Genomic DNA, 17,030 nt, shown 5'->3' with positions numbered 1-17,030 from the left:
CCGGTGTTGGTGGTGAGGGCGGTGAGGGCGTGGGTGAGGTGGGTGGGGTTGGTGGTGGTGATGGCGGCGCGGTGGGGGTGGTGGGTGCGGGTGTGGGTGGTGGTGTAGGCGAGGTGTGCCAGGGGGGTGGGGGTGTGGTGGAGGTGGTGGAGGAGGTGGGTGGCGGTGGTGGTGAGGGTGGTGGGGGTGGTGGCGGAGAGGGTGATGGTGTGGGTGGTGGGGTGTGGTGTGGGGGTGGTTGGTGGTGGGTGGGGTGGGGTGTGGTGTTGGGTGATGATGTGGGCGTTGGTGCCGCCGAATCCGAAGCTGCTGGTGGCGGCGGTGGGGGTGGGTGTGGTGAGGGGTGTGGGGGTGGTGGGGATGGTGAGGTGGGGGTTCCAGGGGATGTGGGGGTTGGGGGTGATGGTGGTGGGGTGGGGTGGGATGGTGCGGTGGTGGAGGGTGAGGATGGTTTTGATGAGGCCGGCGATTCCGGCGGCGGCTTCGAGGTGGCCGATGTTGGTTTTGACGGTGCCGAGGTGGAGTGGGTGTTGTCGGTGGGGGGTGAGGGTGTGGGTGAGTGCGCGTATTTCGATGGGGTCGCCGAGGGTGGTGCCGGTGCCGTGGGTTTCGACGTAGTCGATGTCGTGTCCTTCGATCCCCGCGTCCGCCAGGGCGCTCAGCACGACACGCTCCTGCGCCGCACCGCTCGGTGCGGTCAGGCCGTTGCTTCGACCGTCCTGGTTGACGGCGCTGCCCCGGATGACGGCGAGGACACGGTCCTGGAGCGCGAGGGCGGTGCTCAGGCGGCGCAGGACGATGATTCCGCAGCCTTCGCCGCGGACGTAGCCGTCGGCGTGTTGGTCGAAGGTGTGGCAGCGGCCGGTGGGGGAGAGCATGCGGCCTTTGCTGAGGGCGATCATGGCGTCGGGGGAGAGGATGAGGTTGGCGCCGCCGGCGATGGCGGTGTCGGTTTCTCCGGTGCGTAGTGCCTGGCAGGCGAGGTGTACGGCGACGAGGCTGGAGGAGCAGGCGGTGTCCACGACGAGGCTGGGCCCCTCCAGGCCGAGCGTGTAGGACACCCGGTTCGCCGCGAAATTGGCCGACACCCCGATCGCCGTGTATTCGTCGATCGAGTCGGGGCTCTCGGTGCTCATCCGCTCGTACTCGCCGGACCGCATTCCGATGTAGACGGCGGTGTTGGTGCCGCGGAGGCGGTGGGGGGGTATGTGGGCGTGTTCGAGGGCGTGCCAGGTGGTTTCGAGGATGAGTCGGTGTTGGGGGTCGATGGCGGCGGCTTCGCGGGGGGTGATGCCGAAGATGGTGGGGTCGAAGCCGCGGACGTTGGTGAGGAAGCCGCCGTGGCGGGCGTAGGTGTGGCCGGGGGTGTCGGGGTCGGGGTGGTAGTAGCGGTCGTTGTCCCAGCGGTCGGTGGGGATGGGGGTGATGGCGGTGCGGGCTTCGGTGAGTAGTCGCCAGAATTCCTCGGGGCCGTCGGCGCCGGGGAAGCGGCACCCGATACCCACCACCGCGATCGGCTCGGACGCCGAGGGCGCGGAGTCGTCGCGCTGCGCCTCTGTCGGTGCCGTCGCCAGTGCGCGGGCGGCGGCGGCGATGGTCGGATGGTCCCAGGCGAGGGTGGCGGGTACGTCACGGCCGAGCCGCCTGGACAGCTTCTCCGCGATGCCTACCGCCTGCACCGAGGCCAGACCGAAGTACGTGAACGACTCGTTCGGTGAGACGTCCCGCACGGCGCAGTGCGCCGACTCCGCTATCAGCAGTCGTAGCTGGCTCTCGATGTCGGCCGGCGTCCAGGTCCGCGCGGCGGAGCCGCCGGCGGTGACGTGCTCCGGCGACTGCGCGGCGGGCGGCCTGACCTCGTCGTCGGCGGGCGTGACGTCGACCGGCACCCCCAGCCGGGCCCCCTCGTCGTCGGTGGCGATGGGCACCGGCGGCGGGTAGTCGCCGTCGAGGTACCTGGCCCGAGCGGCGCGGCGCTGGATCTTGCCGCTCGACGTCGTCGGAAGAGCACCCGGCCGGACGAGCACGATCGCGTCGGCGGCCAACTGGTGTTCGTCGGAGATCCGGCGTCGGATGGTCGCGGCGATCCGGCCGTGCTCGGCGGGGTCGAGCCGACGTCGAGGCAACTCCTGGACCACCACGAGCGAGGGTTCGCCCGCGGCCTCGACCGCGAACGCGGCGCACCGCGTCGAGGCGAGCGCGGGATCGCTGTCGATGCTCGTGGCCTCGATGTCGTGGGGATAGACGTTGCGTCCCCAGAAGATCATCATGTCGTCCACACGACCCGTGACGTACAGTTCGCCGTCGAGCATCGCGCCGAGGTCACCGGTACGCAGGTACCGCTGCTTTCCGGTGCCGATGGTGTTGTGGAACGCCCGTGCGGTGGCCTCCGGGTTGTCGAGGTACCCGCCGGTCACGCTCTTGCCGCGAAGCCAGATCTCACCCACCCGACCCGCACCGGCACGGCGGCCGGTCGCCGGATCGACGATTTCCACGGTGGTGCCGGACAGCGGACGCCCCGAGCTGACCAGCGCACGCGCCTGCGCCGGATCTGTCGGCGGCAACAGCCGACCCGCTTCGAGCTCGTCCTTGGCGACGTAGCGCACGACCGGGTCGGCACCGACCGCGTTCGTCGACACGACGAGAGTGCTCTCGGCCAGGCCGTATCCGGGAATGAGACTGGACCTGCGGAAACCGCAGCCGGCGAAGGTGCGCGCGAAGGCGTCGAGTGTGGTCACCCGAACCGGCTCGGCACCGTTGACCGCTCGCGTCCAGGTCGACAGGTCGAGATGCTGCCTGGCCTGTTCGTCGATTCGATCGACACACATCTGGTACGCGAAGTTCGGTGCGAAACTCACGACTCCGCCGTACCGCGTGATGGCCTCCAACCAGCGCAGTGGCGACCGGACGAACGCCATCGACGCCAGGTGTGTCGACGGAAACCCGGAGAACAACGGGAAGACCAGGCCCGAGAGCAGCCCCATGTCGTGGTAGAGCGGAATCCAGCTGACACCGTGCGTGTCGGGGTCGAGGGCGAGGCGACTCTCGGTCGATCGGGCGTTGGCCAGCAGATTGCCGTGGGAGACCCGCACACCCTTGGGCATGCCGGTCGAGCCCGAGGTGTACTGCAGGAACGCCAGTGCGGCACCCGTCGTGCCGGCGGGCTGCCAGTCCCGCCCGAAGCCCTCGGCGACATCCTGTCGGACGGACAGCCAACGCGCCTGCCGCAACGACGAGCCGGCCTGCCCAGCCAGGTCGGGCGGCAGGCGATTCGGCTGCGTCACGTCCGGTGGCGGCTCGTCGGACAGCACGATGGCGGGCCCGCAGTCGCGCGCGATCGCCTCGATCCGGTCGTGGCGCCCCGAGGCGACAGGTGGGTACGCGGGAACCGCCACGAGCCCCGCGTAGAGGCAGGCGAGGAACGAGGTGACGTAGTCGAGGCCCGGTGGGCACAGCAGAAGGACCCGGTCACCGGGCTTCGCCGCCTGACTGAGCGCGGCCGCGACATCCCGGACGCGGGCTTCGAGCCCGCCGTAGGTCAACTCGTGCACGACGGGCGGCGCTGACCCCACGTGGTCGAGGAACCGGAATGCGAGGCGGTCGGGTTGGCGCTCGGCGCGCTGCCGGAGCAGCTCGTTGATCGTCTGCGGGCGTGCCGTCACGACTGTGCCCCCCGTGTTCTCGGTGCGTTCGCACTCGTGCTTCCGGAAGCGCTGCACTCGGCGGCGTGTGGGGGAATTCCCGGCGCCGCCGAGTAACAGTGTGCGGTGCGGAGGGCTAGGGGATCTTTTAGTTCTGCCGGAGGAAATGCATTTACCGGAGGCGATGCAGCGCCATTTATGAAAAGTTTCGGTTAATTCCGCCCCCGGGTTGGCCGGAGGCGTTGCGTCCGTTTCCAGCCCACGATTCGCCCCCGAACCGACCTGGCGGCGGGCCGGCGGCAGGGCGGGTGCGACGTGCGGGCGCGGAGGTCAGACGCCGATGCGGAGGGGGAGCGTGAGTAGGCCCCGGACGAGGGTGCCGGAACGCCAGCCGAGTTCCTCGGGCTCCCGGGCCAGCGTCAGCCGCGGGAATCGGGCCAGCAGCGTGTTGAGGGCGATCTCACCTTCGAGACGGGCCAGCGGGGCGCCGAGGCAGTAGTGGATGCCGTGCCCGAAGGCGAGGTTGCCCCCCTCTCGACGGATGTCGAGTCGGTCGGGGTCCGGGTACTGATCGGCGTCACGGTTGGCCGAGGTCAGCGCGACGAGGACGAACTCGTCGGCGGGGATCGTCGTTCCGCTGAGCACGATGGGCTCGGTGGTGTAGCGGAGGGTGGCCATGTTGAACGGTCCGTCGTAGCGCAGCAGTTCCTCCACCGCCTGCGGGGTGCGGGTGGGGTCGGCACGCAGGACGGCCATCTGCTCGGGGTGGCGCAGCAGCGCGAGGACGCCGTTGCCGATCAGGTTGACGGTGGTCTCGTGCCCGGCGATCAGGAGCAGGAGCACCATGTCGAGCGCCTCCTGGTCGGACAGCGCGTCGGTGCCGTCGGTGGCGACGAACATCGAGAGCACATCCGGACCGGGATGGCGTCGCTTGTCATTGATGAGCGCGCCGAGATAGGCGGCCAGGTCCTCGAACCTGCGCGTTGGTGAGGGTCTGCCGGACAGGATCCCGTTCGACCACTCCCGAAACGCGTCCCGCTGTTCGAGTGGCACACCCAGCAGTTCGGTGATCACGGCTATCGGAAGGGGAGACGCGAAGCTGTCCAGCAGGTCGATCTCGCCGCCGTTACCGGCCGCCTCGGCCTGCACGGCGTCCAGCAACTCGTCGGCGATCTGCTCGATCCGCGGGCGGTAGTGCGCGATGCCGCGCGGGGTGAACGCCCTGCTGACCAGGCGCCGCAGTCTGGTGTGGTCCGGCGGATCGCTGTTGAGCATGTGGTGGGCGGCCGACTTGACCACGTTGTGGAACTTGTCCGGGTCGGTGTGGCGTTCCATCAGGCGGACGAGCGACGCGCTGTTCTTCGCCAGTCGTGGATCGGCGAGCACGGCCCGGGCATCCTGATGGCGGGTGACCAGCCAGGCCCGGATCCCGGACGGGACGACGATGCGCACGACCGGTCGTTGTTCCCGGAGCACCCGGTAGAACTCGTGTGGCTGCGCCAGTTGGTCGGCGTCCAGAACCAGATGATCGTCAACGGTGCCGTCGAGGGGGGCTGCCTCGGTCACGAGTCCTCCTTGGGTGGCGAGTGAGCGCCGACCCAAACGGTGCGACGCCAGACGGTGTTCCGCTCACCCACCAACGACCCGTGCCACCTACCCCGCGAAAATTGTACTCGACTGTCAATGACGGTTGTCGATTAAAATTCGGCCTCGCCCGGCGGGGCGACCCGTGCGATCCGGGCGGGCTCGGCCTGCCGCCGAGCCCACCCGGACACGATCATCAGGCCAGGGGCGCGAGCCTGAACTGCTGGTTGGTCTGTCCGTGGCAGTCGTACAGCTGGATCTGGGCGCCGTTGGCGGTGCTCCAGACGTCCAGGCAGCGGCCGGACTGCACGTTACTGATGGTGCCGTTGGAGTTGACGTTCCACTGTTGGTTGGTCTGACTGTGGCAGCCGTAGATCTGGACCGCCGCGCCGTTGCCGGAGCCCGCCGCGTCCAGGCACATGTTGCCGTACACCTGTAGTTGTTTGCCCGAGGTGTAGGTCCACGCCTGGTTGGACTGTTTGTTGCAGCCCCAGAGCTGGACCCGGGTGCCGTTGTTGTGGGAGGCGTTGGGCACGTCGACGCAGCGGCCGGACTGCGTGCCGACGATCTCGCTGGCGGAGGTGGGCGGGACGCTTGGCGAGGTGGTGGGGGTCGGCGTGTTGGTGGGGGTGGGCGTGTTGGTGGGGGTCGCCGTCGGGCTGGTCGGCGTCGAGGGCAGCAACGGGCAGGTGCTGCGGTAGGTGACCACGCCGCTGTTGTCCAACAGCGGGCAGAGGAACTGGCTGTACCGGGTGTCGTTGTCGACGAACATCTTGACGAACGGCAGCATGGTCCGGACCATCACCGGGTTCGACCGCCCGACCATGAACCCGTGATCCGCACCGGCGACCTCCACGTAGACGCTCTCCGTCGTCGCCGGGAGGCTGTTGTACAGGCCGGTGGCGTAGGACGGGGTGACCACCGTGTCCGCCTGCCCAGCGAAGATCATCGTGGGCACCCGGTCGTTGGCCAGGTTCGACGAGGGCGAGTACGGCGCGATGCCGACCACTGCCTTCAACGACGGGCGCCGGATGGCCGCGCTCAGCGCGCCACCGCCGCCCATCGAGTGGCCGGCGACCGCCAACCGGTTGGGGTCGACCCGGTCGCGTACCGGGCTCTGCTGGGTCAGGTAGTCCAGCGCGGCGAGCAACTGGGTGCCTCGGGCCGTGTCGAAGTCGTTGCGGCTGTTGGTCTCGATGCCGATCACGACGAAGCCGTGGGAGGCCAGCCACGGCCCCATCCAGGCCAGTTCGGCGGAGAACAACGCGGTGTAACCCGGCGAGATCGCGATGGCCCCGAAGGTGCCCTGGCTGGTGTCGGTCGGGTAGTAGATCCTGCCGCCGTTGAACCCGTACCCGGTCGGGACGCTTACCGACGTGTTGGCGAAGGGGCCGTTCACGGCGGTGACGCTGGTCCGGGTGGGATCCGGGCCCCGCTGGTAGGGGTTGTCGGCGGCCGAGGCCGACCCGGTCGCCAGCGTCAGGGAGAACAACCCGACCGCGGCCGCGATCCCGGCCGCGGCGAGCGTGAACAGCCGCCCGCGGAGACGGGAGGGCCCACGGGTGTTCCCCGAGGGCGGTGGGTGGTGCGCATGTCCTCGCACTGTCGGTACCTCCTGGTGGTGGGTGGGGGCAGAACTTTCGGGACCGTTCCGGAAAGACCGAACGTTCGTGGTCAGGTGCGCCCGGTGGGACGGGTCCGGGACACCATGCGGATCCTCCGGTGGCGAGATAGGACAATCTTCGTCACTGGTCGAGGCGAAGGCCCTGCTCGGGGAGCGGTGGCCAGGATGCCGCGTCCGGTGCCGAATTGATCATGTTAACGTTCACACTTATCGATGGCCTTCAGGCTGGCAGAACGTTCCAGGTTTTTCAACCGGTAGTTTCAGGCCTGTTGCGGATGGGCGGCGCCGGGGCGGAGAACATAATTTATTAAATAATATTGACATGCGCGCGTAACGGCTTGCAAGATCGGTCGAAACAACCCAGGAGTACGGGCCTGTCCCACTGCTGTGAAGGAACCCCGTGTGAGACGACAACTGTTCACCACCCTGACCGCCGTCACGGCCAGCCTGCTGATCGTGCCCGCCCCGGCCCACGCCGCAGCCACGAACGGCACTGTGGTCGCCACCAAACCCGCACCCCAGCAGGTGCTCAGCCCCACGCCCTACCAGGGCTGGAACACCTACTTCGGCCTCGGGGGCGACTTCTCCGAGGAGTCCGTACGGGAGGTCGCCGACTCGATCGTCAGCCGTGGCCTGGCCAAGGCCGGCTACGACATCGTCTGGCTGGACGGCGGCTGGCAGGACCCGGAGCCGCGTACGGCAGCCGGTGACCTGCGGGCCGACCGGGCTCGTTTTCCGAACGGGCTCAAGCCGCTCGTCGACTACATCCACTCCAAGGGCCTGAAGGCGGGCATCTACACCGACGCCGGTCCGTACATCCCCGGCAAGTGTGGGCTCGGCAGCGGCGGCGGCTACTACCAGCGCGACGCGAACCAGTTCGCCGCCCTGGAGTTCGACGCGGTGAAGGTCGACTTCCTCTGCGGGATCGCCGCCGACCTGGACCCGAAGACCGCCTACACCGAGTTCGCCCAGGCGCTGCGGAACAACGCCAGCAAGCGGCCGATCATCTTCAACCTGTGCAACCCGGTGACCTCTCCGGACTGGGGCGACTACCCGCAGGAGCAGCAGTCGACGTACTCCTGGAGCTATGCCCCCCAGATCGCGCAGTCCTGGCGGACCTACACCGACGTGGGTTTCGTCGGCGAGATCAAGTTCAAGGACGTGCTGCGCAACTACGACGCGAACGCGCGGCATCCCGAGGTTGCCGGACCGGGTCACTTCAACGACCCCGACTACCTGGGCCCCAACCTCGGACTGTCCGACGAGGAGTTCCGTACGCAGATGACGCTCTGGTCCGCGGCCGCCGCGCCGCTGGTGATCGGCAGTGACGTCCGCAAGCTCAACCAGGCGTCGATCGACGCGCTCACCGACCCCGACGTCCTGGCGATCAACCAGGACCCCGCCGGTGTCCAGGCCGTCCGCGTCGGCGCCGCCGGCACGACCGAGACCTGGGTCAAGCGCCTGGCCAACGGTGACCGGGCCGTGGTGCTGCTCAACCGCGGTGAGAGCTCGAAGATCATCACCGCGAAGGCCTCGTCCGTCGGCCTGTCCGGCGCCCGCTTCACCGTGCGTAACGCGTGGACCAACCAGGTCACCGAGAGCGCGGGCACGCTCAGCGCCGCGGTGCCGGCGCACGGTGCCGCTCTGCTCCGGGTCGCCCCGGCGCGCGGTCTGCCGGGTGCCCCGCACGTGACCGCCGGCCTTCCGCAGGTCACGAAGGTCGGTGACTCCGCCACGCCGGAGGGGACCGCACCCGTGGTCGGCGGCGGTGACCAGACGCGGGTCGAGGTCGTCGTCCGCAACGACGGCCTGCTGCCCGTGCTCACGCCGCAGGTCGGTCTCGCCGCGCCGACCGGCTGGACGGTTCGGGCACTCGGCCCGGCGCCGCTCGTGCTCGCCCCGGGTCGGTCCACCACCTTCGCCTTCACGGTGACCCTGCCGGCCACCGCCGCTGCCGGGGACGCCGTGTTGACCGCCACCACGTCGTACGAGGTGGTGGGGCGCGGCAGGTCGCGCCAGACGTCGGTGTCGACGGTGGTGGTCGCCCCGGCACCGCCGACCGGTGCCGTCGTGCTGTCCCACCACACGTGGGTCAGCGCCACCAGCGGTTGGATGACCCCGACGGTCGACCAGAGCGTCGGCGGCGGGTCACCGATCAGCATGGTCGGCCAGGTGTACGCGACAGGCCTCGGCGTCGCCGCACCCTCCACGGTCCGTTACTACCTGGGCGACAGGTGCGACCGGCTGACCGCGACCGTCGGCCTGGACGACGCGGTCCGCAACGTCGGTCCCGAGGGAGCCACCTCGACCTTCCAGGTGGTCGGCGACGGGCGGGTCCTGTTCGACAGCGGCGTGCTGACCCGTGACGACGTCCGTCAGGTCGACGTCGACCTGACCGGTGTCCGGGTGCTCGACCTGCTGGTCGGCGACGGCGGCGACGGCGGTTACAACGACCGCGCCGACTGGGCCGGCCTGAACGCCAACTGCTGACGCACCTGCACGACCGTCGGAAAGATCGAAGCTCCGGCCCGGGGTTCGCGCCCGGGCCGGAGCTTCGTTTCACCGCCGACGTACGTCGCCGCCGCTCCTCAGAAGGGCGAGCAGCAGCTCCCCGATCGTCAGGCGGCGGCCCGCTGCACCGCCGTGGCGGGGTTGCCGTCCACCGCCGCGGTGAGCTGCGGGACGAGCTTGTCCAGCAGGAACGGCAGGCTCAACGGGGTGATGAACGAGGTCGCGGCACCGACCAGTTCCTCGTTCTCCAGGTAGATGTCGCGACCCTCGGTCTTGACCTTGAGCTTGCTGTAGAGCGGGTCGGCCTGCACCTTCGCCCGGTCGGTGTCGTAGCTGTCGACGAGCCAGATCAGCACGCCGGTGTCGAGCATGTCGGTGCGCTCCCGGCTGAGGTTGGCGCCGAATTCCTTGCCGGTCACCTCGGCCAGCCCGGGCGGCAGGGCGAAGCCCAGGTCGGTGAGGAACCGGCCGCGCGAGTCCTGCGGGCCGTACACGTAGAAGCCCTCGTAGGTGGTGGCCATCAGGCCGGTCGCGCCGGCGAAGGCCGGGTTCGCCGTGCGTACCGCGGCGAACTTGGCCTCGACGTCGGTGACGACCTTGTCCGCCTGGGCCTTGCGCCCGACGGCGGTGCCGACGGTACGGGTCACGTCCTGCCAGGACACGCCATAGTCGACGGAGTCCTTCGGCTGCGCCACGGTCGGCGCGATCTTCGCCAGCTTGGCGTAGTCCTCGCTGGTCAGCCCCGAGTAGACGCCGAGGATGAGGTCGGGCCGCAGGGCGGCCACCTTCTCGAACTGGATGCCATCGGTGTTGGTGAGCACCTGTGGCTTGGCCCCCGTGCCCAACGCGGCCTCGGCCCAGGGCCAGATGGCGCCCGGCTTCTCGCCGAACCACTCGGTGGTCGCCACCGGCACGACGCCCAGCGACAGCAGGGCGTCCTGCTCGACCAGGCCGACCACGGCGATCCGCTTGGGCTCCGCCGGGATGGTGGCGGTGCCGAACTTGTGCTCGATCGACACCGGGAAGGCGTCGGAGGTGGCGGCACCGGAGGAGGGGGCCGACGGCTCCGATCCACCGCCGCAGGCCGCGAGGAGAAGCAGGAGCGCGGTCGAAGCGACGGTCGCGCCCCGGCGGATTGAGGGAAGCCGCACGGCTGTTCCTTTCTGCCAACGAGGCCCCAGGGTGGTGACCTCGAACGGGAGTGTAGGTTAGCCTCACCTAATTGAGTAATGCGAACGGGTGGACGGATGGAGCACGTGTTGACCCCAGGCACCGGCACCCGCCCGGAGCCCGGGACCGTTTCGCCCCAGAAGGCGCCGCGCGAGTCGTTGTCGCGCTCCGGCCGGCGCTGGGTCGGCCTCGTCGTCGGCGTCGTCGCCCTCGCCGCCGCCGTGGCGTTGAGCATCGCGGTCGGCAGCCGTTCGCTCGGGCTCGGCACGGTCTGGCAGGTGCTCTGGCACGACGACGGCTCCGCCGCCGCGGAGATCGTGCACCGGCTCCGGGTGCCGCGCACGATCCTCGGATTCGCCGTGGGCGCGGCGCTGGGGCTGGCCGGCACGGTGATGCAGGCGCTCACCCGCAACCCGCTTGCCGAACCCGGCCTGCTCGGGGTCAGCCTGGGCGCGTCCACCGGCGTGGTGCTGGCCATCGCGCTGCTCGGGGTGACAAGTGCGAACGGGTACGTCTGGTTCGCCATCGCCGGTGCCGGGCTCACCTCGGCGGCCGTCTTCGCGCTCGGCGGTGCCGGCCGGGCACCCACCCCGGAACGGCAGGTCCTCGCCGGGGTCTCGCTCACCTCCGTGCTCGGCGCCGGCATCTGGGCGATCCTGGTGACCCACCGGGAGGCGTTCGACAGGTACCGGCACTGGGACGTCGGCTCGCTCGCCGACCGGGAGAGCAGCACGATCACGCAGTTGGCGCCGTTCCTGGTGGTCGGTGTCCTGCTCGCGCTGGTGCTGGGCCGCCAACTCAACGCGCTGAGCATGGGCGACGACGCGGCCACCTCGGTCGGCGCACACCCGGGGCGGATCCGGGTGCTCGGCATGATCACGATCACCCTGTTGTGCGGTGCCGCCACCGCCGCCTGCGGGCCGATCTGGTTCGTCGGCCTGGCCGTCCCCTACGCGGCCCGGATGTTCACCGGCTCGGACCACCGCTGGATCCTTGCCTACTCGCTGGTCCTCGGGCCCACCCTGCTGCTCGTCTCGGACGTGCTCGGGCGGGTCCTGGTGGCCCCGGCCGAACTGCCGGTCGGGGTGGTCACCGCGTTCCTGGGCGCACCACTGTTCATCGCGCTGTGCCGCCGACGCCGGCTGAGCACCCTGTGAGCGGCCCGATGCTCCAGCTCCGCCCGTCCGGACGGACCACCCGCCTGGTGATCCGCAGCCGGGGCGGCCGGCTCTCACTGCGGGTGCACCTGCGCGCGCTGATCGCCGGCACCGCGCTGCTGCTCGCGGCGCTGGGTGTCGCGCTCGTCAACCTCTCCAGCGGCGACTTCCCGATCCCCGTACCCGACGTGCTGCGCAGTCTCGTCGGCCAGGGCGACCCGGGCACCGACTTCATCGTGCAGGAGCTGCGGCTGCCCCGCGTGCTGATCACGCTGCTGGTCGGCACGGCCCTGGGCGCGAGCGGCACGATCTTCCAGGGGCTGACCCGCAACCCCCTGGGCAGCCCCGACTTCGTCGGCCTGACGGTGGGCGCGGCGACCGGCGCGCTGATCGTCCTGCTGCTGTTCAACGGCAGCGGCTTCCAGGTCGCCGCCGGTGCGATCGTCGGCTGCCTGGCCACCTCGGTCGCCATCTACCTGCTCGCGTTCCGCCGTGGGGTGCAACCGTTCCGGCTGGTGCTGATGGGCGTCGGAGTGGCCGCGCTGCTCGACTCGTTCAACTCGTTCCTGATCTACCGCAGCCGACTGGACGAGGCGATCGCCGCCCAGGTCTGGCTGATCGGCAGCGTCAACGGCCCCGGATGGACCGAGGTGACGCTCGTCGCCGTGGCGGTCGCGGTGCTGCTGCCGGTCGCGCTCTATTACGGCCGGCACCTCGACATGTTGGCCCTGGGCGACGAGTCCGCGCTGCTGCACGGCGTACCCGTCGAGCGCAGCAGGGTGGTGCTCGCGCTGGCCGGCGTCGGGCTCGCGGCCGGTGCCACCGCCGCGGCCGGGCCGATCGCGTTCGTGGCCCTCGCCGCGCCACCGTTGGCCGCGCGGCTGACCCGCTCGCCGAACGCCGGGATCCTGCCGGCCGCGTTGATGGGCTCCGCCCTGTTGGCGGCAAGTGACTGGGTGGCCCAGCGCCTCCTGCCCGACGACGACGTCCCGGTCGGTCTCGTCACCGCCGCCCTGGGCGGCATCTACCTGACCTGGTTGCTCTTCCACGAGCGACGTAACGGCGGACAAGGAGCACAGCGATGACCGAGTCGCGGCTGCGGGCCGACGCCCTGACCCTGGCGTACGACAAGAGGGTGGTCGTCCGGGACCTCGACGTCCAGATCACCGACGGGTCGTTCACCGTCATCGTCGGCCCCAACGCCTGCGGCAAGTCGACGTTGCTGCGGTCCCTGGCCAGGGTGCTCAAGCCCCAGTCCGGTGCCGTCTACCTGGATGGGCAGACCATCGCGTCGCAGCCGTCCAAGCAGGTGGCCCGGCAGCTCGGCATGCTGCCGCAGTCGTCGGTCGCGCCCGGCGGGATCGTGGTGGAGGAGCTGGTCGCCCGGGGTCGCTTCGCCCACCAGCGCCTGCTGCGGCAGTGGTCGCCGCAGGACGAGGCGGCGGTCGCCGACGCGATGCGCCAGACCGAGGTGACCGAGCTGGCCGACCGGTTCGTCGACGAACTCTCCGGTGGTCAGCGCCAGCGGGTCTGGCTGGCGATGGCGCTGGCCCAGCAGACGCCGATCCTGCTGCTCGACGAACCGACCACGTTCCTCGACCTGTCACACCAGTTCGAGGTACTGGACCTCTGCGCCGACCTGCACGAGCAGGGCCGGACGGTGGTCGCCGTCCTGCACGACCTCAACCACGCCTGCCGGTACGCCACCGAGCTGATCGTGATGCGGGAGGGCCGGGTCCTCGCCCAGGGCCCGCCCGCCGAGGTGATGACGGCGGAGCTGGTGGAGACGGTCTTCGCGATGCCCTGCCGGGTGATGACCGACCCGGAGACGGACACCCCGATGGTGGTCCCGGCCGGGCGGCAGCGGCGTCGACTGGCCCGCGCCGGCGTCGTCGCGGCGGTCGACCGGGTTCCCGCGTGACCGGCGGGCGCAGCCTGCTCACCGACACGCTCGGCAGGCAGCGGCGGCTCATCTCGCTGAGCACGCTTCTGATCACCGGCCACCAGGCCGGGGAGGCCGCGGTGCCGTTCCTGATCGGTGTGATCATCGACCGGGCGGTGGACGGCGGCGTCGGCAGTCTGGCCCTCTGGCTGGGTGTGCTGGCCGCCGTCTACGTCGGCCTGAGCTACAGCTACCGGTACGGCGAGCGTACCGGCGAACGTGCCGCCGAACAGGCGGCGCACGACCTGCGGCTACGGGTGACCCGGCGGGTGTTGCACGAGCGCGGCGGCGCGGAGGCCGACCGACTGCCCGGTGCCCTGGTGTCCATCGCGACAAGCGACGCGGCCCGGGTCGGCGCGGTCGCCATCGCCGTCGTCTCCGGCGTGGCCGCGGTCGTCGGCCTGGTCCTCGCGGCGGTCCTGCTGCTGTCCATCTCCCTGCCGCTCGGGCTGGTGGTGCTGCTGGGCACCCCGCCGCTGCTGCTGCTCACCCGCCTGTTCGGCAAGCCGCTGGAGGAGCGCAGCGAAACGGAGCAGGAGCACAGCGCGCACGCCTCCGGCATCGCCGCCGACCTGGTCAGCGGCCTGCGCGTGGTCAAGGGCCTGCGGGCCGAGACGGCGGCGGTCGACAGGTACGCGCAGCGCAGCCGCAGCGCGTTGGCGGCGACCGTACGCGCGGCGCGCGCCGAGGCCGCGTATCAGGGGCTGGTGCTCACGCTGAGCGGGACGTTCCTGGCGGTCATCGCGGTCCTCGGCGGAATCCTCGCACTGCACGGCCAGATCAGCGTCGGTCAGCTCATCTCCTCGCTCGGCCTGGCGCAGTTCCTGGTCGGTCCGATGTCCACGTTCGGCTGGGTGGGTGCCGACCTCGCGCAGGGTCGCGCGTCCGCCCGCCGCGTCGCCGCCGTCCTGGACGCGCCCGTCGCGGTGCCCGAGGGCACGGCGAACCCGGTCACGCCGGCCCGGGGCGGGCTCGCGCTGCGCGGGGTGCACAGCCCACCGCTGCGCGGGATCGACCTGGAGATCGCCCCCGGCGAGGTGGTCGGGATCGTGGCCACCGACCCGGCCGCGGCGGCCGAGTTGGTGCGGCTGCTCGGGCGGGTCCGTGATCCGGTCGCCGGGGTGATCGCACTGGACGGCGTACCGCTCGCCGACCTCGCGCCGGACCACCTGCGGGCCGTGGTGCTGGCCGTCGACCATCAGACCGACCTGTTCGACGACACCGTCCGCACCGCCGTCTCGCTCGCCGGGCGGGCCGTCCCGGCAAGCGTCGACGCCGCGGTGACCGCGGCGGACGCCGACGAGGTGGCCCGCGGCCTGCCGGACGGACTGGACACGGTGCTCGACGATCGGGCCCGGTCGCTCTCCGGCGGGCAACGGCAGCGCATCGCGCTCGCCCGGGCACTGGCCGGCGAACCGCCGGTGCTCGTCGTGCACGACCCGACCACCGCCGTCGACGCGGCGACCGAGTCCCGCATCGCCGGGCGCCTGCGGGCGATGCGGGACGGACGCACCACGATCCTGATCACCGCCAGCCCGGCGCTGCTCGCGGTGACCGACCGGGTGATCGTCGTCCACGACGGCACCGTCCGCACCGCCGGCGCCCACGGCGACCTGGTCGCCGAGGACGACACCTACCGGGAGACCGTGCTCGCATGACCACCGACTCGACGACGTTGCTGCCGATCGCGACCGGACGTCGCACCCTGGCCCAGTTGCGGGCGCTGGTGCGTCCGCAACGGTCCCGGCTCGCCGGGGCACTCGCCCTGCTGGTCGCCGGCACCGCGGCCGGGCTGGTGGGCCCGCCGCTGCTGGGGCGCATCGTCGACCTGGCCACCGGCGGAGGCAGCACCGCTGACGTCGTTCTCGCCGGCGCGGGGCTGGTGGCCGGCGCGGTCGTCGAGGCGGCGTTGGCCGGGTTCGGTATCGCCCTGCTCGCGCAGGTCGGCGAGGGTGTGCTGGCCCGACTTCGGGAACGGTTCGTCTCCTCGGCGCTGCACCTCCCACTGGAGCAGGTCGAGCGCGCCGGGACCGGCGACCTCACCTCCCGGGTCACCAACGACGTCGCCGTGATCGCGGAGGCGGCCCGCAGCGCGGTCCCCGAGTTCACCCGCGCCCTGCTGACCATCGTGCTCACCCTGGCCGGGATGGCCGTGCTCGACTGGCGTTTCCTGGTCGCGGCGCTGATCGCGGTGCCGGTGCAGGCGCACACCGTGCGCTGGTACGCCCGCCGTGCCGTCCCGCTCTACGCCCGGCAGCGGGTCGCCGTCGCCGCGCAGCAGCACCACCTGCTCGCGACCATCGACGGCGCGTCGACCATCCGCGCGTTCCGGATCGCCGACGAGCACCGGGAGCGGGTCGCCACCAAGTCCCAACAGGCGGTGGACCTGCTGCTGCGGGGTATCGCGTTGCAGACCCGGTTCTACGCCCGGCTGCACGTCGCCGAGTTCCTCGGGCTCGCCGCCGTCCTCGGCACCGGCTTCTTCCTCGTCCGCGGGGACGCGGTGAGCATCGGCACGGCGACCGCGGCGGCGCTGTATTTCCACGGACTGTTCGGCCCGATCAACGTGGCTCTCGCCCTGGTCGACGACGCCCAGGCCGCCGCCTCCGGGCTGGACCGGCTGGTCGGGGTCGCCGACCTGACCCCGCCGGTACGGCAGCGGGCCCGCCCCGGCGACGGTCCGGACGCGGTGGTGGTCCGCGGGCTGGACTTCGCGTACCGGCCGGACCGGCAGGTGCTGCACGACGTCGACCTGACCATCGCCCGCGGCGAGCGGGTCGCCCTGGTCGGCAGCAGCGGCGCCGGCAAGACCACTCTCGCCAAGGTGATCGCCGGAGTGCACCAACCCGGCGGCGGGAGCGTCGCGGTGCCGGCCGGCGAGGTCGCACTGATCACCCAGGAGGTGCACGTCTTCGCCGGGCCCCTCGTCGACGACCTGCGGCTGGCCCGCCCGGACGCCACCGACGACGAGGTCAGCGCCGCGCTGGACCGGGTGCAGGCGTTGGACTGGGTGCGACAACTGCCCGACGGCCTGCACACCGAGGTCGGTGCGGGCGGGCACGTCCTCACCGCGGCGCAGGCCCAGCAGTTGGCGTTCGCCCGGCTGATCCTGGCCGACCCGCCGGTGGCGATCCTGGACGAGGCCACCGCGGAGGCCGGGAGCGCCGGGGCACGCCTGCTCGAACGGGTGGCCACCGCCGCCCTGGCGGGGCGTACCGCGCTGATCGTGGCGCACCGACTCACCCAGGCGGTCACCGCGGACCGGGTCGTGGTGATGGAGGCCGGGCGCATCGTCGAGGTCGGCGCCCACCGCGAGCTCATCGAGCGGGACGGCCCGTACGCCACGCTGTGGCGGGCCTGGTCGGACCAGCGCGCTCGGCACTGAGCGCGCTGGTCCGGGC

At 71.2% G+C, this 17,030-nt stretch carries 10 protein-coding genes; 6 read left to right on the top strand and 4 right to left on the bottom strand.

The features are described from left to right. From ACGFIQ_RS22385 to ACGFIQ_RS22375, 3 genes are all read right to left on the bottom strand, one after another. Window positions 1-3,662 (bottom strand): beta-ketoacyl synthase N-terminal-like domain-containing protein (locus tag ACGFIQ_RS22385; RefSeq protein WP_393246490.1); only part of this gene is annotated, 3,662 nt, incomplete at its 3' end. Window positions 3,663-3,971: 309 nt separating this feature from the next. After that, entirely contained in the window at window positions 3,972-5,207 is a 1,236-nt protein-coding gene (locus ACGFIQ_RS22380; RefSeq protein WP_393246488.1) for a cytochrome P450, read from the bottom strand. 214 nt (window positions 5,208-5,421) lie between these two features. Next, window positions 5,422-6,828: a ricin-type beta-trefoil lectin domain protein gene (locus ACGFIQ_RS22375; protein WP_393246486.1), complete on the bottom strand. Its 1,407-nt coding sequence runs from the start codon at window positions 6,826-6,828 to the stop codon at window positions 5,422-5,424. A gap of 423 nt (window positions 6,829-7,251) precedes the next feature. On the opposite strand from ACGFIQ_RS22375, the gene ACGFIQ_RS22370 reads away from it, so the two are divergent. Beyond that, window positions 7,252-9,339 carry an NPCBM/NEW2 domain-containing protein gene (locus ACGFIQ_RS22370; protein WP_393246484.1) on the top strand — a complete coding sequence of 696 codons (2,088 nt, stop codon included), beginning with the start codon at window positions 7,252-7,254 and terminating at the stop codon, window positions 9,337-9,339. Between the two features lie 128 nt (window positions 9,340-9,467). Here the strand turns inward: ACGFIQ_RS22370 and ACGFIQ_RS22365 are convergent, their stop codons facing one another. Continuing rightward, complete coding sequence (locus ACGFIQ_RS22365; protein ID WP_393246482.1) at window positions 9,468-10,511, bottom strand: iron-siderophore ABC transporter substrate-binding protein; 1,044 nt, start codon at window positions 10,509-10,511, stop codon at window positions 9,468-9,470. 96 nt (window positions 10,512-10,607) lie between these two features. Here ACGFIQ_RS22365 and ACGFIQ_RS22360 point away from each other — a divergent pair, with 96 nt between their 5' ends. The 5 genes from ACGFIQ_RS22360 to ACGFIQ_RS22340 are packed head-to-tail and all read left to right on the top strand — an operon-like array spanning window position 10,608 to window position 17,014. After that, the gene (locus tag ACGFIQ_RS22360) at window positions 10,608-11,687 is read left to right on the top strand and encodes a FecCD family ABC transporter permease (protein ID WP_393246480.1); all 1,080 of its coding nucleotides are present in this window, start codon (window positions 10,608-10,610) and stop codon (window positions 11,685-11,687) included. Window positions 11,688-11,695: 8 nt separating this feature from the next. Continuing rightward, window positions 11,696-12,772 carry a FecCD family ABC transporter permease gene (locus ACGFIQ_RS22355; RefSeq protein ID WP_393246478.1) on the top strand — a complete coding sequence of 359 codons (1,077 nt, stop codon included), beginning with the start codon at window positions 11,696-11,698 and terminating at the stop codon, window positions 12,770-12,772. Next, window positions 12,769-13,608, top strand: coding sequence for an ABC transporter ATP-binding protein (locus ACGFIQ_RS22350; protein ID WP_393246476.1), 840 nt, complete (start codon window positions 12,769-12,771; stop codon window positions 13,606-13,608). Before ACGFIQ_RS22355 ends, ACGFIQ_RS22350 begins: the two co-directional genes overlap by 4 nt. Further along, a complete protein-coding gene (locus ACGFIQ_RS22345; protein ID WP_393246474.1) occupies window positions 13,605-15,287 on the top strand; it encodes an ABC transporter ATP-binding protein in 1,683 nt (560 codons plus the stop codon). Before ACGFIQ_RS22350 ends, ACGFIQ_RS22345 begins: the two co-directional genes overlap by 4 nt. Next, entirely contained in the window at window positions 15,284-17,014 is a 1,731-nt protein-coding gene (locus tag ACGFIQ_RS22340) for an ABC transporter ATP-binding protein (RefSeq protein ID WP_393246472.1), read from the top strand. The genes ACGFIQ_RS22345 and ACGFIQ_RS22340 overlap by 4 nt, the downstream gene beginning before the upstream one ends. The last annotated feature ends 16 nt before the right edge of the window (window positions 17,015-17,030 follow it).

It is taken from the genome of Micromonospora sp. NPDC048898, assembly GCF_043198035.1.
In the GTDB taxonomy this organism is placed as follows: Bacteria; Actinomycetota; Actinomycetes; order Mycobacteriales; family Micromonosporaceae; genus Micromonospora.
The sequence above is the reverse complement of the archived record's forward strand: the minus strand, read 5'-3'. Positions and strand labels throughout refer to the sequence as shown.